The sequence below is a fragment of the Camelimonas fluminis genome (genome assembly GCF_014656355.1).
GTDB lineage: Bacteria > Pseudomonadota > Alphaproteobacteria > Rhizobiales > Beijerinckiaceae > Camelimonas > Camelimonas fluminis.
This window is the reverse complement of the sequence record NZ_BNCG01000031.1, coordinates 1-26,131: the sequence shown is the minus strand read 5'-3', so window position 1 is coordinate 26,131 and position 26,131 is coordinate 1. Positions and strand designations below refer to the sequence as shown.

28 protein-coding genes are annotated in these 26,131 nt (G+C 61.2%); 26 read left to right on the top strand and 2 right to left on the bottom strand.

Features of this window, described 5'->3' with window-relative positions; translation table 11 throughout:
• The 17 genes from IE243_RS19020 to IE243_RS18940 all read left to right on the top strand — a co-directional run.
• Window positions 1–1,045: replicative DNA helicase (locus IE243_RS19020; RefSeq protein WP_210319914.1), on the top strand; the 1,045-nt coding region annotated here is incomplete at its 5' end.
• Window positions 1,045–1,932: a hypothetical protein gene (locus IE243_RS19015; RefSeq protein ID WP_191320954.1), complete on the top strand. Its 888-nt coding sequence runs from the start codon at window positions 1,045–1,047 to the stop codon at window positions 1,930–1,932. The genes IE243_RS19020 and IE243_RS19015, both read left to right, overlap by 1 nt.
• A 175-nt stretch (window positions 1,933–2,107) precedes the next feature.
• Entirely contained in the window at window positions 2,108–2,692 is a 585-nt protein-coding gene (locus tag IE243_RS19010) for a hypothetical protein (protein WP_191320953.1), read from the top strand.
• A 210-nt stretch (window positions 2,693–2,902) separates the two neighbouring features.
• Complete coding sequence (locus IE243_RS19005) at window positions 2,903–3,130, top strand: hypothetical protein (RefSeq protein ID WP_191320952.1); 228 nt, start codon at window positions 2,903–2,905, stop codon at window positions 3,128–3,130.
• 118 nt (window positions 3,131–3,248) lie between these two features.
• Window positions 3,249–3,650 (top strand): helix-turn-helix domain-containing protein, encoded by a 402-nt coding sequence (locus IE243_RS19000; RefSeq protein ID WP_191320951.1) that lies wholly within the window; start codon window positions 3,249–3,251, stop codon window positions 3,648–3,650.
• On the top strand, window positions 3,616–4,935 hold the full coding sequence (locus IE243_RS18995) for a phage terminase large subunit (protein WP_191320950.1): 1,320 nt from the start codon (window positions 3,616–3,618) through the stop codon (window positions 4,933–4,935). Before IE243_RS19000 ends, IE243_RS18995 begins: the two co-directional genes overlap by 35 nt.
• Entirely contained in the window at window positions 4,935–7,151 is a 2,217-nt protein-coding gene (locus IE243_RS18990) for a portal protein (protein ID WP_191320949.1), read from the top strand. Before IE243_RS18995 ends, IE243_RS18990 begins: the two co-directional genes overlap by 1 nt.
• An 81-nt stretch (window positions 7,152–7,232) precedes the next feature.
• The gene (locus IE243_RS18985; protein WP_210319913.1) at window positions 7,233–8,063 is read left to right on the top strand and encodes a hypothetical protein; all 831 of its coding nucleotides are present in this window, start codon (window positions 7,233–7,235) and stop codon (window positions 8,061–8,063) included.
• Window positions 8,064–8,083: 20 nt separating this feature from the next.
• Window positions 8,084–9,331, top strand: coding sequence for a P22 phage major capsid protein family protein (locus IE243_RS18980; RefSeq protein WP_191320947.1), 1,248 nt, complete (start codon window positions 8,084–8,086; stop codon window positions 9,329–9,331).
• 62 nt (window positions 9,332–9,393) lie between these two features.
• Window positions 9,394–9,771, top strand: coding sequence for a hypothetical protein (locus tag IE243_RS18975; protein ID WP_191320946.1), 378 nt, complete (start codon window positions 9,394–9,396; stop codon window positions 9,769–9,771).
• Window positions 9,771–11,150 (top strand): packaged DNA stabilization protein, encoded by a 1,380-nt coding sequence (locus IE243_RS18970; protein WP_191320945.1) that lies wholly within the window; start codon window positions 9,771–9,773, stop codon window positions 11,148–11,150. The genes IE243_RS18975 and IE243_RS18970 overlap by 1 nt, the downstream gene beginning before the upstream one ends.
• On the top strand, window positions 11,150–11,998 hold the full coding sequence (locus IE243_RS18965; RefSeq protein ID WP_191320944.1) for a hypothetical protein: 849 nt from the start codon (window positions 11,150–11,152) through the stop codon (window positions 11,996–11,998). The genes IE243_RS18970 and IE243_RS18965 overlap by 1 nt, the downstream gene beginning before the upstream one ends.
• Window positions 11,995–12,399, top strand: coding sequence for a hypothetical protein (locus IE243_RS18960; RefSeq protein WP_191320943.1), 405 nt, complete (start codon window positions 11,995–11,997; stop codon window positions 12,397–12,399). Before IE243_RS18965 ends, IE243_RS18960 begins: the two co-directional genes overlap by 4 nt.
• Window positions 12,400–12,606: a hypothetical protein gene (locus IE243_RS18955; RefSeq protein ID WP_191320942.1), complete on the top strand. Its 207-nt coding sequence runs from the start codon at window positions 12,400–12,402 to the stop codon at window positions 12,604–12,606. It abuts the gene before it with no gap.
• Window positions 12,607–12,610: 4 nt separating this feature from the next.
• Window positions 12,611–13,345: a hypothetical protein gene (locus tag IE243_RS18950; protein ID WP_191320941.1), complete on the top strand. Its 735-nt coding sequence runs from the start codon at window positions 12,611–12,613 to the stop codon at window positions 13,343–13,345.
• A gap of 2 nt (window positions 13,346–13,347) precedes the next feature.
• The gene (locus IE243_RS18945; protein ID WP_191320940.1) at window positions 13,348–15,411 is read left to right on the top strand and encodes a hypothetical protein; all 2,064 of its coding nucleotides are present in this window, start codon (window positions 13,348–13,350) and stop codon (window positions 15,409–15,411) included.
• Complete coding sequence (locus IE243_RS18940) at window positions 15,408–15,683, top strand: hypothetical protein (protein ID WP_191320939.1); 276 nt, start codon at window positions 15,408–15,410, stop codon at window positions 15,681–15,683. The genes IE243_RS18945 and IE243_RS18940 overlap by 4 nt, the downstream gene beginning before the upstream one ends.
• Here IE243_RS18940 and IE243_RS18935 read toward each other — a convergent pair.
• Window positions 15,680–15,910, bottom strand: a complete 231-nt coding sequence (locus IE243_RS18935) for a hypothetical protein (protein WP_191320938.1) — start codon at window positions 15,908–15,910, stop codon at window positions 15,680–15,682. The genes IE243_RS18940 and IE243_RS18935 overlap by 4 nt on opposite strands.
• A 393-nt stretch (window positions 15,911–16,303) precedes the next feature.
• Between IE243_RS18935 and IE243_RS18930 the strand changes: the two genes are divergently transcribed.
• Window positions 16,304–18,694 carry a hypothetical protein gene (locus IE243_RS18930; protein WP_191320937.1) on the top strand — a complete coding sequence of 797 codons (2,391 nt, stop codon included), beginning with the start codon at window positions 16,304–16,306 and terminating at the stop codon, window positions 18,692–18,694.
• Window positions 18,695–19,279: 585 nt separating this feature from the next.
• Here the strand turns inward: IE243_RS18930 and IE243_RS18925 are convergent.
• Window positions 19,280–19,597 carry a hypothetical protein gene (locus tag IE243_RS18925; protein ID WP_191320936.1) on the bottom strand — a complete coding sequence of 106 codons (318 nt, stop codon included), beginning with the start codon at window positions 19,595–19,597 and terminating at the stop codon, window positions 19,280–19,282.
• A gap of 32 nt (window positions 19,598–19,629) precedes the next feature.
• Between IE243_RS18925 and IE243_RS18920 the strand changes: the two genes are divergently transcribed.
• The 8 genes from IE243_RS18920 (at window position 19,630) to IE243_RS18885 (ending at window position 25,973) form a co-directional block, all read left to right on the top strand.
• The gene (locus IE243_RS18920; RefSeq protein ID WP_191320935.1) at window positions 19,630–20,115 is read left to right on the top strand and encodes a hypothetical protein; all 486 of its coding nucleotides are present in this window, start codon (window positions 19,630–19,632) and stop codon (window positions 20,113–20,115) included.
• A 65-nt stretch (window positions 20,116–20,180) separates the two neighbouring features.
• The gene (locus tag IE243_RS18915) at window positions 20,181–20,519 is read left to right on the top strand and encodes a hypothetical protein (RefSeq protein WP_191320934.1); all 339 of its coding nucleotides are present in this window, start codon (window positions 20,181–20,183) and stop codon (window positions 20,517–20,519) included.
• Window positions 20,519–22,336: a hypothetical protein gene (locus IE243_RS18910; RefSeq protein WP_191320933.1), complete on the top strand. Its 1,818-nt coding sequence runs from the start codon at window positions 20,519–20,521 to the stop codon at window positions 22,334–22,336. Before IE243_RS18915 ends, IE243_RS18910 begins: the two co-directional genes overlap by 1 nt.
• A gap of 11 nt (window positions 22,337–22,347) precedes the next feature.
• On the top strand, window positions 22,348–23,478 hold the full coding sequence (locus IE243_RS18905) for a hypothetical protein (RefSeq protein ID WP_191320931.1): 1,131 nt from the start codon (window positions 22,348–22,350) through the stop codon (window positions 23,476–23,478).
• Window positions 23,479–23,552: 74 nt separating this feature from the next.
• Complete coding sequence (locus IE243_RS18900) at window positions 23,553–24,371, top strand: FkbM family methyltransferase (RefSeq protein ID WP_191320930.1); 819 nt, start codon at window positions 23,553–23,555, stop codon at window positions 24,369–24,371.
• Window positions 24,372–24,610: 239 nt separating this feature from the next.
• Window positions 24,611–25,264 carry a lysozyme gene (locus IE243_RS18895; protein ID WP_191320929.1) on the top strand — a complete coding sequence of 218 codons (654 nt, stop codon included), beginning with the start codon at window positions 24,611–24,613 and terminating at the stop codon, window positions 25,262–25,264.
• Window positions 25,261–25,506, top strand: a complete 246-nt coding sequence (locus IE243_RS18890) for a hypothetical protein (protein WP_191320928.1) — start codon at window positions 25,261–25,263, stop codon at window positions 25,504–25,506. The genes IE243_RS18895 and IE243_RS18890 overlap by 4 nt, the downstream gene beginning before the upstream one ends.
• Before the next feature lie 149 nt (window positions 25,507–25,655).
• Window positions 25,656–25,973, top strand: coding sequence for a hypothetical protein (locus IE243_RS18885; protein ID WP_191320927.1), 318 nt, complete (start codon window positions 25,656–25,658; stop codon window positions 25,971–25,973).
• Window positions 25,974–26,131: the final 158 nt, after the last annotated feature.

The window sequence follows — 26,131 nt, the reverse complement described above, 5'->3', positions numbered from 1 at the left end:
TGAAAAGCAGTTTGGCAATGCCATGCCGTCCGACCTGCTGAACGCGGCCTTTGATCAGATTGAGGCAATCCGCGCTGATATGATCGAGCTGACGGCCAGTCGTCCACGGACCGCCGGTGACATCGGCGTTGACGTTCTGACAGCGGCAGAAGAACGGGCGAGGGGCGGCGGCATGCGTGCGCCATCAACCGGGCTGCCTGACCTTGACGCCAAGCTGCCGATGCGGGGGCTTGCTCCAGGGTCCCTGCTTGTCATTGGCGGCAGGACCGGCATGGGCAAGAGCATGCTGTTGTCGAGCATGGCGCGGCAGGCGGCCAAGAGCTGCGGCGTGGCGTTTTTTTCGCTCGAAGTCGGCGCCGACGAAATGTCCGCTCGCATGATGGTCGATATCGCCGGCAATGGCCCAAGCTATGAGGAGGTCCTGTCAGGCGACCTCGACAATCGCCAGCTCGAAGCCATGCATCTGGCCCGTCGTGAGCTAGAGCGCTTGCCTATCATGATTGACCCACGCGCGGGGCTCAACCTGGGAGATATTGAGCGCTCTGCAGCATCGTTCGCGGATCACATCGCCAAGCGGGATATCAGGCTTGGCTTGCTGGTGATCGACCACGCCCAGATCGTCAAGGCGAGCAACCGTTACCAGGGCAACCGGGTGGGCGAGCTTGGCGAGATTGCCAACGGCGCGAAGGTCATTGCCAAGCGTCTCGGCTGCTGCGTTGCGCTGGCCTCCCAGATCAACAGGTCCGTCGAAAAAAACGGCGACGAAAGCAAGCGCCCGACGATTGCTGACCTTCGCGGGTCCGGCGAAATCGAGGAAGCGGCCGACTGCATCGGCCTGCTGTACCGGCCGGCCTACTACATCGAGCGATCAGCCAAGTTCAAGGAGGGCGACCCTGGCGCCCAGGACGAACTGGCCCGCGTCAAGAACGACCTTGAGCTGGCAATCGACAAATCCCGTCAGGGGCGCACCGGCGCGGTCAGCCTCTGGTGTGACCCGGCCAGGTCAATCGTCCGCTGCAAATCAAATTTCTATGGGGGCGCATAATGGCCAGAATCCGATCTGTTCATCCCGGCATTTTCACCGATGAAGCGTTCATGTCCGTTTCGGTCGAAGCGCGCCTGCTGCTGATCGGCGTCTGGACGGAAGCCTATGATGATGGCGTGTTTGACTGGAAGCCCCTGACGCTGAAGGCGCGCATCTTCCCGGTCAATGACGCAGACGTTCCGGCGCTTCTCGGTGAGCTTGTGGACGCTGGCATCGTGGCGAGGTTCGACTCCGGCGAGAAAGCATACGGGGCTGTCCGCAATTTCCAGAAGTTTCAGCGTCCAAAGAAGCCGAATAGTTCGGGCGTCCTCCCGGACCGGTTCCGTGGTTTCGTCGGGGCATCCTCAGGCAGTTCCGAACCAGTTCCGAACCAGTCCGCCACTGGTGGGGAAAAGTCTCTGCAGATGGAGGATGGAGGAGGGAATAGGAGAATAGAAGATACTGCTAGCGCAGCATCTTCTTCGCGCGCCGGCCTGAGCTATGACCAGATCGAAAGCCAATGCCGAAAGGCTGCCGGGCTTGAGAACGATCCATCGCCAAGCCTTCTGGACCTGAGCCCTATCAACCAGCTGCTGGCAAAGGGGGCTGATCTAGAGCGGGATATCGTCCCCGTGATCAGGGCCAAAGCGCGACCCGGCGTGAGGTCGTGGCGTTTCTTCGTGCCGGCCATCGTGGAGGCTATGACGCCGGCCGCGAGCCTTTCAGGCATCAAGCCTTCGGCACCACCAATCCCTGACGAAGACCGTTGGGCCAGTTCGCTCCGGTCACATGCTCGGGGCATCTGGTCCGATCATTGGGGGCCCGAGCCGGGCAAGCCTGGCTGCCGCATCCCGGATGCGTTCGTCGCCAAGTGGCGTCGCGACAACGGAAAGGACCTCGCAGCATGAGCCAACGCAATGCCCATCCGGTCATACGTCCTCCCTCATGACCTCGTGCAGCGCATCCTCGCCCACAAACGAGTCAAGGGGCTCAAGTGGGAAGAGGACGCCGCCATTGACCTGATTGAGGCAGGACTTGCCCTCCAGCCTGACCAACCAACCGCCAAAGCCCAAGGATGCCGGAATGAACGCGAAGTTGAAAAAGCGGAAAGCAGCGAGAGCGGGGCGTAAGCCGGTTCAAGGCGTCTCCCGTTCCGCGTGCGGCCGCATCGTCAAGGCCCACAGGAAGCCCGTGGAGACGCAAGAGCAGGTGCTGGCTACAGTGACGGGCCAACCACATAGGAGGGGCGCCAGCGACGCGCGCAGCCGGCTCCTGGGCTATGCTCTTGGGCGCCTGTTCGCGTCCGGGGCCATCAGCCGGGATCAGCACGCGGCCGGAGAGTGGTTCGCGCAGCTGTGGCTCACCTATCACCGTCGCATCACCGGCATCACTCTCCCAAAGGTATCCGCCCACCTCCAGGAGTTTGTCGCCAGCAGCGATATCCCACTGTCTCACGCCAACGATGACAACGACCCGGATCAGGACAATCAGTTGCGCCGGCGCTGGGCGGCGGTGGAGGGCGCTCTTTGCGATGCGGGCAGGCATCACGCCGGCCATTCGCTGATGTTCTCCGTGTGCGTGCTGGACCGCGATCCTCACCGCGACCAGGTTGGCGAGCTGCGCGAATTGCTCAATATCGTGGACCGTGTGCGCCAAAAAGGCGCTTGACTCGCACGCGCGCGCGTTGCATCATCGGGGCCGAAATTGAGTTGTGGAAGTCCGCAACGAGCAGCCGGCCAAGAGCCGGCTTTTTGATTCCAGCTTGGGGTTGATGGCGAACGGCTCAAGCCATGAAGCTTTTCCGGGCTCCATTTGAAACGGGAGCCATCGACCCCGATCCATTCAGCCGCCTTCGGGCGGTTTTTTCATGGGTGCGGCATGAAGTGGAAGCCCATCAGCAAGCTCACGGACAAGATCCTCGATGAGCACTTCGGTGGCAGGCTCATGTTCTCTAACCCATGCAACGGGCCTGACCTGCCGTTCCTTGAGGCGCGGCCGTTCAACGCCGATGAGGTGCGACAGGAGAAGGTCTGGACGCACTTCATAATCCTGCCGAAATCCCCAAGCGAGTGGCCGGCGGGTTATATCGACGAGGGTGCAACATGACCCGATCAGATCTGCCTCAGTTCGCCTTGGCAATCATCCTCATGGTCATAGTTGGCCTGTCCGTCTCCGGCCTCCTTGCTATTGCTCAGGGGCATTCAAACACGATGCAGGTAGTTCGATGACCGACGCTCCAAAGCCGGGGAGGCCGACAGAGTACCGGCAGGAGTATGGCGCCGAGATTTTGCAGCTTATGGCCAGCGGGCTTTCGCTAGCTGCGAGCGCGGCTGAACTGGGGTTCCACCGGCAGCGCGTCTACGAGTGGATGGATCGCCATCCTGAATTTGCGGACACTGTAAAACTGGCCCAGGCGAAGAGGCAGCTGTTCCTTGAGCGTCGGCTCCTGTCAGCTGATGCGGGGCCTGTCGTGACCAGTACGATTTTCGCCCTGAAGAACGCAGGACCAGAGGACTGGCGCGACAAGGTTCAGGCAGAATTGACCGGGCCCAATGGTGGCCCTGTCCAGATAGCAGCAGTGGAGCGGATCATTGTCAGGCCGAAGGATACAGATTCCAACGGCTGAGGTTTTCCTGCCATTGTTGGAGCCGGCGCGCGACAAGGGCGCTCACGGTGGCCGTGGGTCTGGGAAGTCCCATTTCTTCGCCAGCATGATGATTGAGGAATGCCTTGCAGCGCCTGGAGAGATTGGCGAGGGCATGCGCGCCCTTTGCATCCGTGAAATCCAGAAGGACCTGTCTCAGTCGGCCAAGGCCCTTATCGAGGCCAAGCTGGGCTCTTTCGGCATTGGTGAGGCTGACGGCTTCAAGGTTTTCCGCGACGTAATCCAGACGCCGGGCGATGGCGTGATCATCTTCAAGGGCATGAACGACTATAGCGCGGACAGCGTTAAGTCGCTGGAGGGCTTTCGCCGTGCCTGGTGGGAAGAGGCGCACACAGCGACGGCTCGCTCTATCAGCCTGCTTCGCCCGACCATGCGGGCATCCGGCGCGCAGATGTGGTGGAGTTGGAATCCGCAGCGCAAGGTTGACCCGGTTGACGTGATGTTGCGCGGGCCCGAGCGCCCAACTGGCGCGGCTGTCATCCAGGCCAATTGGCGAGACAACCCATGGTTTACCCCGGAGCTTGAGCAAGAGCGTCTGGACTGCCTGCGCATGACAGCGGATCAGTACCCACACATCTGGGACGGCGACTATGCGTCGGTCCATGTTGGCGCCTATTACGCTGCGTCCCTGACGGCGATGCGCGATGAGGGCAGGCTCTGCCGCGTTGCCGCTGACCCGCTGATGGCGATCAGGGCGGTTTGGGACATTGGCGGGACCGGGGCCAAGGCTGACGCAACGTCAATTTGGATATGCCAGTTCGTCGGTCGCGAAATCCGGGTGCTGGATTATTACGAGGCCCAGGGCCAGCCGCTCGCAACGCATGTAGCCTGGCTACGCGACCATGGATACGGGTCAGCGCTCTGCGTCCTCCCACATGATGGCGGCACCCACGACAAGGTTTTCGACGCCTCCTATGAGGGCGCGCTGAGACAGGCTGGCTTTGAGGTCGTGGTTGTTGCCAATCAGGGCAGGGGCGCGGCGATGGCCCGCATTGAGGCCGCCCGCCGGCTCTTCCCCATGATCTGGATGGATGAGGCCAAGACAGAGGCTGGCCGCGAGGCGCTCGGCGCGTATCACGCCCGCAAAGACGATGCGCGCGGCATTGACCTAGGCCCGGAGCACGATTGGTCATCCCACGCCGCCGACGCCTTTGGCCTCATGTGCGTGGCCTACGAAGAGCCCAAGGCGAAACGCAAGAAAGAGCGGCAGGGCGGACACGCCCGCGGCGGATGGATGGGTGCGTGATGGCGGATGAACAGAAATCGACCGCGAAGGATGATGACGGCGATTTCCTGCGTCTGGCCCACGAACGATACAACTCAGGCTATGAGCGTGAGCGGGACAACATCCGGGAGTCCTATTACGACCTTGAGTTTCACAACGGTCTGAACCAGTGGGAAGATGAGGCCAGGCGCGTCCGCGAAGGTCGGCCCTGCATCACGGTGAACGCCCTGCCGACGTACACCCGGCAGATCACTGGCGACATGCGCCAGATGCGGCCCTCCATCAAATGCGTCGGCGTCGATGACAACTCTGACCCCGACACCGCCGAAGCGCTGTCGGCCGTCATCCGCTACATCGAAAATCGCTCAAAGGCCCAGAGCGCCGTCTATTCGATGGCGGCAGACAGCCAGGTGGTTTGCGGCATCGCCCATTGGCGTGTGATGACCGAATACGCCAGCGATACGACCTTCGATCAGGACATACGTCTGGCGCTTGTCGATGATGGCGTATCCGTGATCTGGGACCCGGATGCGTCCGATCTGGCGCGTTCAGATGCTCGATTTTGCTTCGTCCCGGTCGACATGAGCACGGCGGCCTTCAAGGATCGTTACCCCGGCAAGAGCGTCTCAGGCTGGACCACGAATTACGCATACGACGCCGGCATGTGGGCATCTGACGACCATGTTCGGGTTGCGGAGTACTGGTTTAAAAAGTCGGTCAAGCATCGCCTGTTGCTGCTGAAAAGCGGCAGTGTCTACGATCTGGACGACCCAGATGAGGATCGGGCGGCTGAAAACGCCAAGATTGCTGAAGAAGCCGGAGCGCGAGGCGAGATCGCCAGGCAGGAGCAGCGCACCGTTGATGAGGTGTGGCGCGCGGTAATCTCGTGCGGCGAGATCCTAGAAGGGCCAGAGCGCCACGTCGGCCGCCACATCCCGATTGTTCCGGTCATCGGCAACGAGATGACCATCCAGCGCAAGCGCGTCCGGTATGGCTCCATCCGCTTCGCTCGTGACCCACAGCGCCTCTACAATTATGGCCGGTCAGCGCAGATCGAGCTGACAGCGCTCCAACCTAAAGCCCCGTACATCGGGACGGAGAAGAACTTCGAGGAAAACGAGGGCCTGTGGCAGCAGGCCAACAACGCCAACCTGCCGTATCTCGCTTACACGCCGGACCCGGCAAATGGCGGCTCCATGCCGTCGCGTCAGCCGCCGCCCCAGCCTTCTGTCGCTCTGACGCAGGAAATTGCTCTCGCAGCAGAGGACATCAAGCGGACCATCGGCATCTATGACGCTGGCCTCGGCGCACAATCCAACGAGACATCTGGCAAAGCCATTCTGGCCCGCCAGCGAGAGGGCGACGTCGGCGCATTTGTCTACGTCGACCACTTCACCTACGCGATCCAGCGCACCGGCGAAATTCTGGTCGATCTGATCCCACGCATCTACGACACGGCTCGCACGCTGCGCATCGCCGGCGAGGATGGGACGATTGAAGAGCTTGCGATCAACCAGCCTAATGGCGTGGCGGTTGAAGGCGCTGCGCCGATCATGAATGATCTGACGGTCGGTAGCTATGACGTCGTCATGTCGATGGGCCCGAGCTACACGACCCGGCGTGAAGAGGCCCGCGAGGGCATGCGGGAGCTTGTCCAATCAGCTCCTGACCTATTCCCGGCCATTGGTGATCTGTACGTGCAAGCCCAGGACTGGCCGATGGCAGACAAGATGGCCGAGCGCCTGCGCCTGTTGGCCCCGCCACAGATCCAGCAGCAGATTGCCAAGGAGTCTGACGAGCCGCCAGAGCCGCCACCGCAACCATCGCCGCAAGAACAGCAGGCGATACAGATGCAAATGGTGTCCGCCGAGGCCGAGACGCGCCAGAAGGTGGCGCAGGCAGCCAAGGCCGAGGCTGACGCACAGAAGGCTCAGATTGATCTGGCAAAGGCCGAGATGGAGCTGCAAATGGCTGGCATGCCGCAGCCTGTCGCGCCTCAGCATCAGCAGCGGCCTGCCGAAGATCCCCGCGTTGATCAGGTGATCGGGGCGGTGCAAGAGCTTCAGGCGGTTGTGGGCGACCTGTTCCAGATGATCCAGGCCACGCCAGCGCCGCCAGAGATGCAGATGGAGCCGCCGCCTGACGTCGGGCCGCCGGCCGATATGGAATTGCCACAAGAGCCGCCTCAGGGCGGCTTTTTTGTTGGCCCCGATGAAGCCGGACAGCCGCCGGTCTGAGCATCACGCAGGCAGGCGCATGAGGCGCTGGCCGCGATGACGAGTGCCGCCTTTCACGGCGGCTTTTTTGTGAGCAATCCAATGCAGGATGACAACCAGGACAACGTGCCAGTGGCCGATGAGCCGCAGGCCGAAGCCAAACAGTCTGAGGCCGTTACCCCTGAACAGGACCCGGCCAAAACAGGACAGGAGGCTGATGCGAGCCCTGACGGCGACGAAGCCGCAGGCGAAGACAGTGATGAGCAGGACGGTGAGAAGCGCAAAAAGCGGTCGGGTGTTGACCGCCTCAAGCGCCAGCTTGCTGATGCGCGCGCAGAGAATGAGATGCTTCGCAGTCGTGGGGCCGCCCCCGTCGACAGTGAGGCGATCAAGCGCGCAGTTGATGCGGAAATCGGAGCCCCGCCGAAGCTGGAAGATTTCGAGGACTATTTCGCCTTTGAACGGGCGATGACAGGCTACGAAGTCGAAAAGCGACTGGCTGAACGCGAGGTGAAGCGGCAGGCGCAATCGCGCCATGCCCGCGCCACGGTCGCCCAGCAGCAGGCAATCGAGGACTTCCGCGAGCGCGAGCTGGATACGGCCAAGGCCATCCCAGACTACGCGCAAACCATGGCGGCGGCGGGCAACATGCCGGCTTCTGACGCCGTGACCAAGCTCGTTATCGAGAGCGATAAGGGGCCACTGCTCAAATACCACTTCGCGAAGAACCCCGGCGAGCTCCAGCGGCTTAGCGCCATGGACCCGCTGTCTGCCGCGCGCGCTGTCGGACGGCTCGAAGCCAGTCTGTCCCTGCCCACCGCAAACCGAAACTCCAAGGCTCCCCCGCCAAACGCCCCTCTGAAGGGCGGCGCTGGTCCCGCGTCCGATGAAGCGAAACTGGATGCGTACATCAAGCGCAAATACGGCGGCTGAGGCCAGAAGGAACGGCCATCATGGCAAACCGTACTCTCACTACCTCGATCATCGCCAAGGCGGCGGTGCGCATTCTTGAAAACGAGCTCGGCATCGCGGGCAAGGTTTACCGCGGCTACGAGGACGAGTTCGAAAAGAAGGTGAACGGATACACGGTCGGTGAAACGATCAGCATCCGGCGCCCCACTGACTTCACCGTTCGCGATGGCGCTGTTGCGTCCAATCAGGACGTGGTCGAAGGCAAGCTGACCCTGACTGTGAACAAGCAGAAGGGCATCGACTTCGGCTTCACGTCCAAGGAGCTGACGCTGGAAATTGACGAGCTGTCAGAGCGCGTCATTCGTCCTGCGATGATCCAGCTGGCCAACCAGGTGGACAAGGACGTTCACCTCCTGTCCAAGGAAGTCCCCAACTGGGTCGGAACACCTGGCGAAACGGTCAAGACCTTTGCTGATTTCGCGAAGGCGACCGAACGGCTGGACGAGTACGGCGTGCCTCAGGGCGACCGCTCTTCCTTCCTGTCCCCGGCCGACTTCTGGGGCCTGATGGGCACCCAGACCAACCTCTACATGAACGGCCCGGCCACCGGAGCCTATCGTGAGGGGACACTGGGCAAAATCGCCGGCATCGAAACGTTCATGGCGCAGAACGTCGCGACGTTTACCGCCGGCACCCGCGCTGGTTCGCCGCTCATCAACGGCTCCATCACGTCTGCGACCATCACCTACGATGCGGTCAAGGACACGATGACCCAGGCCATCGGCATCGATGGCCTTGGCGGCGCTACCCAGACGGTGAAGGCCGGGGACGTGTTCACCATTGCCGGCGTCTATGCCGTCAATCCTGTGACCAAAGAGCCGCTGCCCTTCCTCAAGCAGTTTGTTGTGATGGCCGACGCCACCGCGGCGACCAATGCGGCCACGCTGACGATTGCCCCGGCCATGATCTGGACCGGCGCCCAAAAGAACGTGAACGTTCAGGGCGTCACGGATCTGGACAACCAGGCTGTTACGTTCGTCGGCGCGGCTGCTGGCAACTTCCGCCAGAACCTGGTGTTCCATCGCAACGCCTTCGCGCTGGTCATGATCCCGCTTGTCAGCCCGCCCGGGGCGGTTGACGTGGCGCGGGAGAGCTACAAGGGCGTCTCGGCCCGTCTGATCCCGTACTACGACGGCGTGAACGACAAATCGAGCTACCGCCTCGATATCCTCTATGGCCTCAAGACCGTTGATCAGCGCCTCGCGGTGCGCCTCAGCGGTTCGGCCTGATCCTCATCGAACACACCAACAAGGGCGGCCTACGGGCCGCTCTATCCATTTGAGGGGCAGCGATGGCGACCAGAGATGATCTGATCAAGGCCGTGTTGCAGGACCTTGGCGTCCTCCAGGCTGGCGAGAGCGCCGTTGCTGACGACAATGCGCTTGTCTCCGCCCGCATCGATCCGCTTCTGGCCGATCTGGCCGTGCGCAACGTCATCTATATCCCTGACGCCGACGATATCAGCGACGGCGCATTCCAGTACATCGTGGACATTCTGGTGGAGCTTTGCTCGCCGGCATTTGGGCGGCCACGTGAGGCCGCCAACATGGCCCAGGCTGAAGCGCGGCTCCGCACCATCCAGCGGATCGGCAAGGGCGTTCCCGGCGCCCGCCTGAAGGTTGATTGCGCGCTTGTCTGGTCGCCCTGGCGCTCGCGGGGCCGCATCTGATGGTTGCCGTCCCGTTCCCCAAGCAATCAACACCCGGCGCAAGGCCAGGCGAGGGCGAGGGCCGCCGCGTCAACGCGTGGATCGACAAGGACGGAGACAAGGACGTTGTTCGCCGCTCCCCCGGGCTCGTGCAGGTCCTTCAGACCGACAAGACTGGCATCCGCGGCGCGCTGAACGTCGGCGGCGCATGGGTGCTGGTCTACACGGGGTCAGTTGTCCGCATCACCGGATCGACGGTCACCACGCTGACGGGCTCAATTCCCGGCGATGATGGCGTGACCATTGCCCGCAACAACAAGGCCACTGGCGGCGTCTCAACGCCTGACGTTGTGGCGGTCAGGTCTTCCGGCGGCGCATACGTCATCACGACAACGGCAGTTTCGTCGTACCCAGACGCAGACCTGCCGGCGACGGTCAACAGCGTCGAGTTTCTGGGCGGCTATTTCCATTTCACCATTCCAGATGGCCGGCTGTTCGCATCAGAGCTGAACAGCACCGACGTCAACGCGCTGTCCGTCACCACGGCCGAAAGCCGGCCAGATGGGCTTCGCAGGGCCATTGCTACGGGATCCCTGCTGTACGCCATGGGCGAGAGCACGATTGAGCCGTACCAGAACGTCGGTACGCAGCCATATCCCATGCAGCGGGCCACGACGGTTATCCCGGTTGGCGTGCTGGCGACCATGGCGGCATGCGGCAACGAGGAAGCCTGGAACAACCCGCTGTTCTTTGTGGCCTCTGATTACACGGTTCGCAGCCTCAGCGGCTATGAGACAGCGCGCATCAGTACGCCAGACGTCGAGCGGTTTGTTCAGGCGTCTGACCGGGCCCAGATCCGCATGGTTGCGCATGTGTGGCGCGGCGTCGGGTTTGTCATCCTCTCATCTGACAAGGGCAGCTGGGAGTTCGATACGACGCGCGGCGCGTGGGCCGAGCGGGAAAGCGTTGGATCGGATCGGTGGCGCGGCGGGCCAACGTGGTTCGACAATGACCGCTGGCTGGTTGCTGACCGGCTGACCGGCGATGTCCTGACCTTCAGCGGTACGAACTTCACCGAAAATGGCTCTCCGCTCCCCGTCCTGCTCGAAAGCGGGCCGACGAAGGATTTCCCGGCGCGCATCGCGGTCCCGTCCCTGTTTCTGGATTTCACCATGTCTTCCGCCGACGTGCATTTGTCATGGTCCCACAACGGCGGCCAGACATGGGCCGCAGGCGTGGATCGCTCGCTAGCTACGGCTGATCGCTGGCCTGTCCGCGTCAACCGTCTTGGCCTGTCCACGCATCACGGCATCCGCATCCGCATCACCACGGATACGGATCAGGACCTCTCATTCATCGGGGCCAATATCCCGATCCCTGACAAGCGGCCGGTTGCCTGATGGCTGATATTGACCCGGACAGCATCCCATTCGTCCCGCCTGTCGAGGTGGCGCTGACGAAAACGGATAGCGGGCGCCCAACGACAGCCTTTCACGATTGGCTCATGGGTCTCTGGTCGTGGATGAAAAACAACGTCGTCGCGCTGGACCACAAGCTGACGACGGTCGAAAGTGAAACCAACGGAAACACCGCAGCCATCACGACGGAGATTGAAGCAAGGACAGACGCTGACAATGCGCTGGCTGCCCAGATCACCACGGTTTCCACGACGGTAGGCGAGAACACGGCTGACATTTCAGAGCTGTTCACATCGGTGAATGGCCTCGGCGTCCAGTGGGCCATTCAGGCGTATGTCGGCGGCTCATATGGCGGCGTCGTCTTCACCGGGCTGAAACGGGCCGATGGTACGGGCGCCGACTTCTTGCTGGAGATCCAGTCCAACGTCGTCATCAACGGCAACCTGCTGGTTACCGGGTCCGTCCTCAACGTCGGCCTGAACAACAACGCTGCGACGCAGATTGCCACTGCGTCAGGAGACTCCAGCGCCAGCCTCGCCATCAACTACCGTGGCACCGGCAAGATATCGATCATCGCTTACTACGCTGGGACACCTGCAATCGATCGTGGCGGCGTGCCGAATTTGGCTGTGTCCATGGATAGTGGCCAGATCGACGCCGTTGGCAACAACTACTACGCCTACGTGCCGTCTAGCGGCCCCGTCGCGATCCGCCTGCTGCAAACCACCCTGCTGACAGAGATCACCCCGTCGCCCGGCAACCACACGTTCACGGTTACCAATGGCGTCGGCGGCGGGGTCCGCATCTGGGTGTTTGAGGGCTCGAAATGACCTGGCTCACAGACACGCGGGCAACGCCATTTGTGCGCTACGACCCGGCAACGGGCGAGGTGCTCGAGACTGGCAACATGGCTATCGGCGCTGTGAGGTATCTGGAGCAGCAGACTGGCTGGTCCTATCTCACGCGGCCAGCTCGCCTTGGTCTGGATTATGTGGATCTGGCGACCAAGTCGATTGCCGAGCGCACGCCATGCCCTGCTGCCCTAGACGGGGCCACGCTGCACAATCTTCCAGCGCCATGCACGGTGATCGTGACGGACGCGGCCGGCGCCCAGACCGATATTGCAGCTGATGCGCCAGATCTGGCTCTGGTGTTCGACTTCCCCGGCGCCTACGCGGTCAGCGTGCGCTGCGTTCCCCATATCGACGGCGAATTCTCCCTGGAGGTCTGAGTGAAATCAGCCCGCATTGGCGGCAACCCGCATCGCTTGCGGGAACGCGCCTACATGCCGACAGGCGACCAGCTTGACGCCATCGCCAAAGGTTTCCGCGCCCTGCTTGAGCAGGGTTTTTCTTTGCCCGACGAAACGCGGGCATGGGTAGAGAACTGCGAAGCCGTGAAGGCCCGCCTCCCCAAAACTCCCCCGAAGGCAGGATAGCGCCATGGCACTTTTCAGCGGCAAATCTGCCCGCAATTCTGCGGTCTTCCTCGGCAACATGGCCGGCGAAGAGCGCGCCCAGAACAACAAGATTATTGAAGACTACCTCGGTAACTCGCTATCAGACCTTGGCTCCGGCATCGACAAGGCGCTGCCCTATTACCAGGGCGCGATTGACAGATACCAGCCATGGGCGACGCAGGGTCTGGCCGGATACAACCTGTATGGCGACAGCCTCGGGGTTAACGGCGCTGAAGGCAATGCGCGGGCCGTGGGGGCGTTTCAGGCGTCGCCCGGTTACCAGTGGCAGGTCGACCAGGCGACGGACGCGGTGGCCCGCAAGCAGTCCGCCCTTGGCATGCTGGGCAGCGGCAACACCCAGACGGCCATTCAGGACCGCGCCAACCAGCTTGCGAACCAAGAATACAGCGGATGGCAGAACAACCTGCAGAACCTCGGCCAGATGGGCCTTCAGGCGACCGGACAGCAGGCCAATCTGGATCGCGGCATGGGCGACCTCTACGCCGGGCTTGGCCAGCAGCAGGCAGGCCTGAGGATGGGCGCGGCGAATACCATCGTCGGCAACAACACCAACTTCATGAACAACCTGTCGCAGCTGGGCCAGAAGGCGGGGCAGGCTGGTCAGGATGCGCTGGCGAATAACCTGAATTTTGGTGTGAACGCGGCTGGCACTGCGATTAAGGCGCTCGGCCTGTTCTCTGGAACGGGGGCGAAATAATCATGGCCGTTTATTCATTTGATGGCGCATTTCGCAACCTGAATGACGCTATTGGCGGGATTGGCGAGGGTTGGGAGAAGCGCAAAAAGCTGGAGCAGGCGGCAACCTTCGGGAAGCAGGCTGCGACTGGCGACTATAATGCGCTGGCACAGGGCCTGTTCGCTTCAGGCGACATCGGCAACGGCCTGAAGGCGCTTGAGGTCGGCCACACGCGCGCGCTTCAGGCCGACGCGATGCGGCAGGCCGGCCAGCCACTTGATCTGAACAGCATCGGATCCGGGAGCGGGGCGACGCTGGGTAGCATTGGGGCCGCCGCGCAGCCGCAGGCCGGCGGGCAGACACTCGCCAATCTCGGCAACCCCAATCAGATCGAAACCCGGTTCATGTCAGGCATCCGCGAGGCCGGGCTGACAAACCCATACGGGCTGGCAACTGTGGCCGCCTACGGGAAGCGGGAAAGCGGCTGGTCCCCACAGAACGCCAACCGCTCGTGGTCGGACCCGTCCCAGAGCGGGCAGGCCGGGACCTCGGGCGGCCTGTTCGCGTGGCGCAACGAGCGTCTCCGCAACCTCTATGGGTTCGCCCAGCAGCGCGGCGAGAACGTGGGGTCTATCACGCCGGAAACCCAAGCCGCGTTCCTAGCGAGCGAGGATCCGACGCTGATCCCGCGTCTGAACAACGCCAACTCGGTTGCCGAAGCCAACCAGATCATGGCGAACGCCTGGCGGTTCGCTGGCTATCAGGGAAATTCGCCCGAGTACAATGCGCGCCTGCAAACGGCCATGGCCTACCTGCCGCGCTATCAGGGCGACGGCAACACCATCCAGCGTGCTACCGGCCAGCCACAGCCAACGATGGTTGCGCAGGCCCAGACTGGAGCCACGACGCCGGATATGGCCCGCGCAGGAATCGCGCGCGTGGACATGCTCCTTAATGACCAGGGTCGCGAACTGACGCCACAGCAGCGTCAGAGCCTGGAGGATCGCCGCCAGAAGTACGTTCAGATCGCTGAGGCCGACGTCCCGGTCCAGGGCGCGCAGCCGGCGCAGGGATTCACCCCGCCAGGTCAGCAGCAGCGGCAGTGGGGCATTCCGCCAGAGAGGGCCAGGGCGGCCATCGTGGAATTGACCCGGCGCATGGGACACCCCGGCAACACCGAGGGCCAGCGCGCCATGTACAAGGCGCAGATTGACCAGTTGACGCCTTATGCTGACCCGATGCGGTCTCTGGATCGCAGGAGCAAGGAGCTTTCTATCCAGGAGGCCGAGAGGAAGGCAGCTCGCGGCGACACGACCGGCGATATCACTGAATACGAGTACGCCCAGCGGCAGGGCTATACTGGCACCTTCCCCGAATTTGTCGCGTCCAAACGGTCAACGACGATCCAGAACAACATCGACACCAAGGGCGCCGGGAAGTTTGCGGAGAAGGCCAACGAGTACCAGGCCAAGCGCTATGGTGAGATTGTCAGCGCTTCCGACGAGGCACGGCAGCTCCGCGGCGACATCGACATTATGGCCGGCCTCATTGCCAGCGCGGGCTCAGGGAAGGGCGCCGAAACCCGCCTTCTGCTGGCCCAGCACGCCAAAGCCATGGGCCTTGATGGCGTCGCAGACTCGCTGACCAACGGGAAAATGGGCGACATGGAAGCTGCGATGTCGCTCGTGGACAAGCTGACCCCACGAATGCGCGTTCCAGGATCTGGTGCGACCTCTGACATGGAAATGCGGACGTTCCGCAACTCCATTCCGTCGCTGTCAAAGACGCCGGAGGGCAACCGGATCATCGCTGATACGTTCAAGTCGCTCTACGACTACCAGGTGGGAGCTGGCGATATCGCCGGGCAGGTGCTTCGCGGAGAGATCGACCAGAAAACAGCGGATCGCATGCTGAAGGAGCTGCCTTCGCCATTCGACAATTTCAAGTCCTACCAGAGAGAGGCGGAGAGGACGAAGCCGGCAAAGTCTGGCGCAACTCCGCGAGCGGGAACCGCACAAGAGTACCAAGCCATCCCTTCTGGAACGCTCTACCAGCACCCAGACGGATCAATCAGGAGAAAGCCATGAGTGAAGGCGTGAACTACGCAGCTGAGGGCTATGACGCATTCAAGAATGGCCTCGGCATGCTCTCTTCCGGCAATGCCCGCGCCAATTCTCCGGACAGGATCAAGGAGAGTCTGCCTGAGTGGATGCGCGATCCCAACCCGCTGGACAGGGCGCAGTATTTTCGGAAAGAGGCCCTGAAGATCGCCCAGAGCCTCCCTGAAGAGCCAGAACTGGCAAATGCCGTGCTTGATCTGGCCCGTCACATTGCAAAGCGCATACGAGAGGGATTTTAAAGCTTCCCGCCGTTGTTGGCCGCCCTGATGCCTGCAATCAGGCCGCTCGCGTAGCCCCCAGTAGGCGAATTGTGCTGGGCTTCCCAGTTTTTGATGTCGTTATTTGCGCCGTTCAAGAGGCCGTCAACGTCCTCCTTCGACAGCAGGCCTTTATTTTTCAGGCCGCGCAGGATGCTGACGGAAATAACCAGAGCGGCGAGCCCCCGCGCGTCAATTTCAGCGCTCATGTTTCATGTCCCCCATTTTCGTTGGCCCAGCCAGCATTGAATCTTTCCTGACCGGAGTCGAGCATGGCCAGTTTCGGTGAAAACGACCCGATTGTGGGGAGATGGGACCAAGCTTCTTCAGCGCCACAGGGCGGTTGGGGCTTTGGTGAAAACGACGAGATTGTCACCCCGGCGCCCAAGGCAGCGCAGCAGGCCCCAAGCCAAAAACCCGGCGTGGTTGAGGACGTGGCAAAGGCCATTCCTTCTGGGCTAGCAAGGGGCGTGGCAGGGGTGGTCGGGTTGCCGGGGGCAGCCCAAGAGTTTCTAGTCGACGCTCCGATTGCGTTTGCAGAGCAGTTGATCACCGGAAAGCCAACAACCCGCAATGACATCGCTGCCCGTGCGAAGGCCGCGATGGCAAGCAGACCTGGAATCACCAATTCTCCATTCTCGGCCCTCGGGAATGCTGGCGATGCCCTAACGACAAAGAACGCCACGGACGCCGTAGAGAGCGTCACTGGCCCGCTCTATCAGCCGCAGACGGTTCCCGGTCAGTATGCCAATACAATTGCTGAGTTCGCCCCAGCAGCGTTGCTCGGAGGCGGGTCGGCAGGAGCGCGGGCCGCCCAGGTTCTGGTTCCGGCCGTAGCCAGCGAAACGGCCGGTCAGGCTACCAAGGGAACGGCGCTTGAGCCGTGGGCGAGGGCTGGCGCTGCGATAGCTGGCGGCATTGGAACCGCCGCATGGCAGTCAGCGAAAGGGGCAAAATCCGTCCTCTCAGACAATCTCGGTGGCATTGCCGAGGCTGACTGGAACGCTGCAAGAGCGCTGCAAGCTCGGGGTGCGGAACAGGGCGTCAACCTGACCTTGGGTGAAGCGCTCAATCAGGTGACCGGCGGACGGGCCCAGAACATCTCCCGCCTTGAACGTGTCGTAGCCAACAGTGGTGATGACGCCGGCCAGATCATGAATGATCTGTATGCGGCGCGTCCCGGCCAGGTTGAGCGGGCTGCGCGTTCAGCCTTCGATGACCTTGGCGCTGCGCCACCAAACCCAGGTGCCCTGGGAGACGATGTATCGGCCGCCGCGCGCGCAGCCGTCGACGCCACGCCGGAAGGTCAGGCGCTTTCTCAGGCTCATTGGCGGGCTGGCCCTCGCACATCACCGGAGCAGGCCGGCCGCACCATTCAGGACGAACTGCAGAACGTCTTTGAGCGCCGCGAGGGCATGAGGGCTGCGCTCGGGGATCAGGATTATGCCGCTGCTCGCAATGCGCCGGCCACGGTCCCGCTGAACGAAGGCCTGCGGGAGGTGGAAGGCACGGCAACCGCCCTGAACCGCCGGGAAATTCCCATCATCCTGAACCAGGGCGAGCGGGACGCGGCGAAGGCGCAATGGCTGGCCGACAACAACCAGTCCGGCCGGTTTCAGATTGTTGGCGACCGGGCGACGCAGTTTGCCCAAGTCGATCCTACGCCGGTCATTCAGGGGATCGATGCGGCTATGGCCACGGCCAAGGGAGCCGTGCGCGATGGACTGGCGGCAGCAAAGCGCGCCCTGATGACGCCAGACGGCGTTCTCGACAGCAGCGTTGAAGGCCTTCACGGTTCGCGGGTCGCAATCAACGACCTTATCAGCCAGGCCAAGCGCGCCGGGGCTAATGACACGGCCCGGCAACTGGAAGGCGTGGTGAACACGCTGGATCAGGCGTTAGAAGCTGTCCCGCTCTACGGTCAGGCCCGTCAGGGGTTCAAGGCGGCCAGCGAGCCTCTGGCGCCATTCGACGCCGCGCGCGGCCCGGGGCGCGTCATCGAGCGCGACCAGTTCAACAAGCAGTTCACCATGCCGCCAGAGCGCGTCCCTGACGCTCTGTCCTCGGCCTCAGACGCCCGCGCCTTCAATCAGGTGGCTACGCCGGCCGCCCGGGAGGCGATGGAATCCCGGCTCGTGACAGATGTGCTGGACACGATGAAGGGCCGGGGGCTGGATGTATCGGCCGCCGGCATCAGGAACGCCGTCCGGAAGCAGGAGGATGTGTTCGCCCAATTCCCTGCCGCGAAAGAGCGGCTTCTGGACATCGCCGCATCGCGCGACGGGCTGGCGAAGATTGAAAAGTCTCTCATTGGCGGGTTGGCCAAACGGGACATGACGACACAGGAAGCTGTCAAAGCGCTGTTTCCGGAGAACCCGCTTCCCGGCAACTCCCAGCAGACATTCGAGGCGGTCCAGGCGCTGTCCGCACAGAAACCAGCGGTCGCGAACCAGCTTGTCAGGACCTATGTCGAGCAGGTGTTCAACAGGACAGCTCGGGAACTGACCGGAGGTCCCAACGTGAACGGCGGGGCAAGGTTCGTTACTGATCTGGTGGGAAACTCGGAAAAGGCCGCCAACATGCGCGCCGCGATCCGTGGTCTGAAGAATGGCGACGACATCCTGCCTGGATTTGAGCGGCTGATGGAGACGCTTGAGGCGACCCGCTGGCGCCCGACGACGGGTTCAGCGACTGCCTTCAACCAGGAGGTCCAGAGGGAGTTGACGGGCGGCGCTGGAGCCTTGGGTAAGATGGCCGAGCACATCACGACCGGCGGCCTGCGTCTCCCCAAGGCCATTGGTGAGCGGTGGAGCGACTGGCGCGCTGGCCGGAACACGGCGGAACTAGCGCGGATCCTCACCGATCCCAAGGCGACGCTTCTGTTCAAGACGCTCGGAACCACTGAGGCCGGGAGCGCCAAGGCTATCGTTCTCACTGCCCGTCTTACTGCCCTTGCCCGTCAGGCTGCGGAAAATGGAAATGGCAAACGGTGAGGCGATGGCGACGACGAGAAGGACGAGTAAAAATTTATTCTGGAAGCTCTTTATCCCGGCCTCGATAGAAAGCGCTCCCGTGATCAGCAGTGACAGCCCGGAAACCCAGAGAGCCCACTTCAACGCTCCGAGCGGGTTATAGCGCAGCCGATCAATTGCAATGGCTAGAATGGCAGTCCCCACCGCTGCATATATGACTGCGCCGAACACGAGCCAGAACGGGCTTATGTCTGGCTCACGATTGGCGAACGTCCAGACGTACCAGCCTATGAACGCCACCTGACCCGCCATCCATAGGAGCCTAGTCTTCATACGGCGTCCTTGGTCACGGCAAAGATGGTCCAGAATTCAATGGGGAATTTCATCCCTCATTCCTAGCACAGGAGAAGATACCATGTCAGTTCGCCGGCAGCACCCGCTTGACCCATGGGCTGAGCACACCGCCCGCTGGTACCATGATGAAAGCCAGCGGCTCGCGGCCATTGTGAGGGAGCCTTACAGGCCGGTCCCGCTTTCGGCGCTGCGAAAGGCGCGCCTGCGCTTTGTCATGTGGGTGGCGCGGCGCTTCGCAGTCCCGGTTGATGTTCATGGCAGCTTCTTTGCCAATGGCACGAACCACCTCAACAGGTCAGCGTTGGCGACAGGCCCGAAGTAGCTGCATGACTGGTCGTCTGGATCAAACACCACAACTATATCGTGGGCGGCGCTGAGCCCGCGAGTGATTTTCTTGAGGAAATCCGGTGTTCTCAGATCGGTCGAGATCATCAGAAACGATGTGGTTTCGGCCCAGCACGCTTCACACCCGTCATAAGCAGCATCGATGAGCGATTGGCGCCGTTCGTCATATGACTTCCCCGCTGCAACCCCATCGTAGATCCTGAACGTGACGAAATACTTGTCCATCGAATCCCCCTGTTCCCTTCATCCGATCCAGGATGGGGCAGGGAGTCAACGTCACGCTGGGTCAGCCGCGCGCTTCATTCGGCGTCCTTGGGTTTGTCTGCCGCTTCGTCACCTTCTGTCAGCAGATGGGTAAATTGAAACCCTCTGGCCACCTCGATGAGGCTGCGTTCATCCGGCGAAAGGGGCTCCCCTGTGTCAATCCGCTTCGCGATATCTTCAAGGGCCTTGGTCGCCCGGAACGCAAGCTGTGTTTGAAGGTGAAGCACCGCTCCGGCCTTGCTGCGTTCAACGCGATTGACGAGGCGGACTGGCCGAAACTCGGCGGCGAGATGGCCGTAGTCTGGGCCACCTATGGCGAGCCCTATCAGGCCATCTGCAACTGGGAACGCCCAGCGGTGACTCGGGAAGGCGCGGCTGAAGCGCTGAAGATGGCGCTGTCAGAAATGACGATGTTCGATGACGATGAGTCCCACATGATGCTGATCAAGGCGGCTCTTGGCTACCTCGAAGCGCACTGACGATTAACCCCCCACCTTATTCCGCAAGCCCCGCCCTCCAGCGGGGCTTTTTCTATGGAGCCGCCATGAGCGCACCATTCGGCGTCAGCTTCAGCCTGACCGACGACACGACCTTTGGCTGGGAGGCTGTCCTTGGCGTGAAGGGCGAAGAACCTTTCCCATGGGAGGGAGCGCGCGCGGAGTATTCGATCCGCAATGACTGCGGCCAGCGTGTTCTGGATATGACCTCTGATCAGGATGGCTTGTGGGCCGATGCTGAGACGAGCCGCGTTGTCTGCTCCCTGCCGAGCCTCCGTCTCCGGCCCGGAACCTATCAGCACGGCCTGCGCCTGACGTATCCAGAGACGGGTGTGGCGTTTCAGGTTTTCGACGGCTCTGTCACGATCACTGAAGGAAACATCTGATGGCGGTCACTCAGGGGGCAATGCCGCGCGTCACCTTGCGGTTTACCGCGGGCATCCCCGGCGCGACGGGGGAGACGTCAGCGGCGACGATCGAAGCCCGCGCCTTTGTTGCTGAAAAGGCGATTGAGGTCGGACAGGACGCCCAGCAGGTAGCTGATGACAAGGCCGTTGTGGTGCCGGCGGCTGAACAGGTCGCGCTGGACCGGGTTCAAACCGGGCTTGATCGCGCTGCGACTGGCGCCGACAGGACGCAAACTGGCATCGACAAATCCGCAGCGCAGACGGCCAAGACGCAGGCTGAAACGGCGAGGGACGCGGCACAGGCCGACGCCAAGGTTTACGCCAGCGTTTCAGCGGGCCTCGCTGCGACCGCAGACGGCGATCAGTTCATCGTGCCGGACGGCGACCGGAACGTGCGTTATCGCCGGGATAGCGCCAGTGTGGCGACGAAGCTGACTGACTACCCAACGGCTGGCGCGGTGGAAGCCGTTCCCGCCAAGACTGACATTGAACAGCCCGACGCTGAAATCCTTGAAGATATGAGAGGGGCGATAGTCCGCAGAACGGACGCCGCTGGCGAACTATACATCCCCAACATGAACGGCCAGTCGGTGCAGGCCCATGCCGCCACAACTAAGCAAGACATCCACCAGGGCAGCGGCTTTCGCCCGCGCGATATTTGGCAAATCGAGACGGGCAATGGCGAAGTCGCGGTGCGGCTGGACAGCGCCGGTGGCATGTTCCTGCCTGGCATAGGCATGTCCGTGCAGGCGGCGCTCAACATGCCGGTGGATCGCGAAATCCGCTTCCCAACCGACGATCGCGAAAAGCTCCACCCCGCCGTCAAGCCGCTTATCGCGGACCTTGTGGCCGAGGGGCGGCCCTATATTGACCCGCCGCGAGCTTTGGTCCCGAACCTGTACAACGTGCCGGATAGCATTGTCTCGGCATTCTCCGTTCCACCGCCAAGCCCTGACGGCGTGAGGTATTTTGCCACGCCGCATTACCCCGGACACCTTGTCCACCCCTTCTTGCTCGAAATGAGAAAGCCTGTCCTTGGATACCGATACCTGTTTGCTGACACGCCTCACGGTAGCGGCGGGGCAAAGGCGGAGAACCCGTGTCTGTTCGGCACAAATGATCTCAATCGGTTCGATATTCTCCCAGGCGTGTCCCAGCCTTTGGGCAGGCCGCTGGAATATCCAGACGGGACATGGAACGCTGATGTGGGATTCACCTATGACCCACGGAATGGGGAGTTGGTATGCTTCTGGCGCGGCGGGGCAGGCGAGCATAAGAGCCGCTCAACGTGGAACGGCCTCGATTGGACGCCAGAGATAGTGGCGGCAAGTGGTGGCGGTGATAGCCCGGCGATACTCTACGATCCCATCGCTGACATTTGGCACCTGTGGGCCAAGACGGGGCTCTACACCATGGGCCACTGGACAGGTCCGTCGTTCAGGGGGCCGTGGGTGTCTGTGGGCGCAGTTGACACCGGGGACATTGGCCCCTGGCACTTCGAGGTCAAATATATCGGCACTAAGTTCGTAATGCTTTTGAACCAGCACACGAACAACAACACGCGCCCGTCAAACCTTTACCTAGGAATATCAAGCGACGGACATAATTTTACGTTCGGTCCCGCGCTTATCCAGGCTCCTGCCGGGCCCGTTTACAAAGGGACTTTTGAGGTTCTGTGGGACGGCCCGAATTTGACGCTGGTTGTCGGTTGGAATTCGTACACGTTCCCATCCATCGGCGTTCCGCAGCACCTGTACATTCAAAAGAGCAACACGGTTGATGTGAACGCACTTTAAGGAATTATGTCATGACGATTATCCTCAAGACGAACTCTCAGGCGACTGCTTCCGTTGGAAGCATCCACGGCAACACCGGCCCCCAGGACTTCGTTGGGATGCTGGATTTTGCACGCGGCCAGTATTTCACCGTGCTCGATGGGACACGCACGGACTACGCCGCCGACGAGGCGGTTTCTGTTGCGCGCACTGGCGTAGCGGCCAACTATTTCGACCGGGACGGGGTTCTCAGGTCTGCTCCGGCTAACAAGCCGCGCTTTCGGTTTGACCATGAGAGCGACGCATACGGGCTGTATGTGAATCGGCAGTCTAAAAACCTACTTACGGATACACCTACAGATGGCTCTAACGTGTCGTTTGGGGCTAGCGGCGTAAATACTCCAATCACCCTAAGCTGGGAGGGGAGCGGCGACGCCTCCCTGACTTCAGCGAATTTAACGCTGGTCGGGTCTTACGTATCTGGTCGGCGCAAGGCCAAGCGGTATTCAAAAAGCGTATCGACCCCCTTCACTGCGACGATCAACTTGAGCGGTGACACATCGTTTCAGCAGGTCGAGGAATATGCACGGCAGCCGACTGAGCGACTGGGTTTCGATCAGACTGTTGGTAGTGACACGGTGACCCTCGGCGTTCCGTTTCGGTCACTCATTGGATCGGCTGCGACTATAGTTGCGCGTGTTGTGGTTCCGACACGCTTTTCGGACGACTATTCCTATGGCTCTGGGTCAGGGTCTATACCCTTAGCGGTTAAGACAGGGCAGGGACAAGGTGGGCTATACGTTACCACAAACATGAACAACTTGGCAGGTGCTAATGACACTATAAGACGTCAGGCGGATGGGGAATCAGCTGGTGCTGGCACTACCCTGACGCTCATTAACGGTGTTCTTCGCAAGGAAATAGTCTTCGGGCTAGGCTTCGCGGGTAGCGGGGCAGATGTAGGGTTGATAAGCTATGGCCTGAGCGCCCGTGCTACTGGTTTCGAGCCACTGTCGGGTTTTGTCTCAACGCATATAGGTGGAGCCAGCGGGATTAATAACTATGACAACTTAATGAACGCCATTTACACACACGTCGTCATCTATGACCGGCTGCTGAGCAAAGACGAGCTCGATCTCATGGCGACTATGTGGATGAATTAGAACTCAACAACTTCAGTTGCACGCGATGCCCTCCGCCCTTAGTCTGATAAAATGAAGTTAGGGGATGGATGCGAATGGGTAGCTTTAAAAGCGCCGTGATTGGGTTGGAAAAAACGCCGCTATCACCAGTTTTGTCAGCGGCAGCGACAGTTGCATTGACCGCCATACGGCGCGAAAAGACCCTTATCTACAAAGACAAGGATGGGGATTGGGTAAATAACCAAGAAAATGCAACGCTTTATAGCAGGAATTACAGCACTATCCGTTTTTCCGAGGTTGAGGCCGGCATTCAAGATATCTGGTGCCATGGGGGCAAAATACGGCACGGCGATACCGTGATCGATATTGGCGCTGGCGTTGGAGATGACGCGGTTGTTTTATCCCGAATGGTCGGCCCCACTGGGCGAGTGATAGCTGTGGAAGCTCATCCTGGGACGTTCCGCTGCTTGAGCAAAACCTGCGCAGCAAACAACTTGTCGAATGTCACGCCACTAAACGTTGCGATATCAGACAGCCAGGGTGAGTTACTCGTTGAGGATGGTGAAAACCATTTGGCGAACAGAGTCGGGTCGACTGGCAATACGTCAGTGAGGGCTATTACCCTAGATTACCTGATTGAGACGCTAGGTCTATGGAGCGTGTCGGTTATCAAAATGAACATTGAGGGGGCAGAGGTGGCCGCGCTGCGCGGCGGTTGCGCGGCGGTCGGCATAGCAGAACGATGGGTGATTTCGTGTCATGATTTCATGGCGCATATACCTGGATATGAGAATTCTGCCACGTGGTCCGATGTTGTGGAAACGCTCAGTTCTGCTGGCTTATCCATCCTGCCACAACGAAGAGACGCCAGACCTTGGGTTCCGTATTATGTGTACGCCTCACGCAATTATTGAAGTGATGCTCAATACCTGAATTGTAGCAGCGCATCGTCAACGCCCGCCAACCTGCCCCCCCCATAGAGCGAGCCGGCATGGGTGTTGCAAGTCCACGCCGGCTCTGGCCAGAACGACACGTCATGGAGAGTGGATACATCGCCCTGGCCGGCTCCGTGAATAACACACCCGCCTTGTTGGCGGGTTTTTCTTTGACCGTTTCCACACCCGCCTCTGGCGGGCTTTTTTATGGGTGATCCATGACACGAAAAATCAACGCAGACGGCCTGGCGCATATCAAGCGCTGGGAAGGCCTCCGCTTGTCCGCGTACCAGGACATCGCTGGGGTATTGACCATTGGCTACGGCCACACGTCGGCAGCCGGCGCGCCTCAGGTGAAAGCCGGGATGAAGATTACTGAAGCCGAGGCCGAGCGCATCCTTCAGAGCGATCTGGCTAAGTTTGAACAGCGGGTTGAGCGGCTGGTGAAGGTGCCGCTCAGTGACAGCCAGTTCGCGGCGCTTGTCTCGTTCGATTACAACACCGGCGCCCTGCACAAATCCACCCTGCTGAAGAAGCTGAACGCGGGCGATTATGCCGCCGTGCCGGGGGAGCTTGCCAAATGGGTGAATGCCGGCGGCAAGCGCGTTCAGGGGCTGGTGAACCGCCGCGCCAGTGAGGCGGGGCTGTGGGCCAAGGGCGAGTTTGTTTCGTCCGCTGACGTGCCAGCCAAGCCAGCAGCTCCGCCCGTCCTGACCAAGGAAACGGTGTCGTGGGGCGCAGGCATCGCGGCAACGGTCGGCTCCACGATCAGCGGCTCTGGCCCGGTTCAGTGGGCGCTGGCGGTGATCATGATCCTTGCCTTTGCTGCCGGCGCTTACTTCTTCCTGCGTGACCGTTTGAGGCCGGCATGACCTGGCTCATTTCCAACTGGCGTCTGGCCTCTGGCGCAGCCGCCGGCCTCGCCGTGGTCGGCGCGGTCTGGTGGATCGATAGCCGGGGCTACGAGCGCGGGTCAGAAGCCGCGAAATCCGAAATCACGAAACAGGACAGGAGCGCTGTCGATGCTGCGAATGAGGCTTCTGCCAATCGGCGCCTGTGCGTTGATGCTGGCGGCTTGTGGGACGTCAGCACCGGCAACTGTCGCCGGCGGTGAATGCAAGGTGTTTGTCAGGCCAGCTTCTTTGGTCGTCGGCGCTACGGCGCGGGATCAGGACTGGATTGACGACACGATAGAGCGCGGCGTTGCCGGGTGCGGCTGGAAGCGGCCTGCCGGAAAGCGTGGTGCGGCTAATGGAGGATGAGATGCAGAAACCATCGTGGTTCGAGTTTAAGCTGACCCTCAATGTCATTGTGACCGTCGCCGGGTTCGCCATCGCTATCGTTCTCGGCTGGTCGCGGATGGAAGGTCAGGCAAATGACCACGCAAAGCAGATACTCAAGCTGGAAATGGAAGACGCCCGGATCAGGGCAGAGATTCGGGAAGTGAGGGAGAAAGCCGACGCCAAGCTGGAGATGCTGACCCGCGACATGAGCGAGGTTCGCAGCGCCCTGAAGGGTATCAGCACGAATATCGACTGGATCGTCCGCCAGAGCGGCAAGGACGCCAGAGCGCCGCCGTGAGGCGGTTTTTCGGTTTACATTCCTCTTGTAAGTGCTTGATTTGTCTGGTGGCGCGTTTGGATGTTTTTACAATCAAGTATTTGAATTGTATCAAAAAAATGTGGACTCTGACTCCGTTAGTCTTGGTTCGAATCCAGGTTCCCCAGCCAACCGCTTTC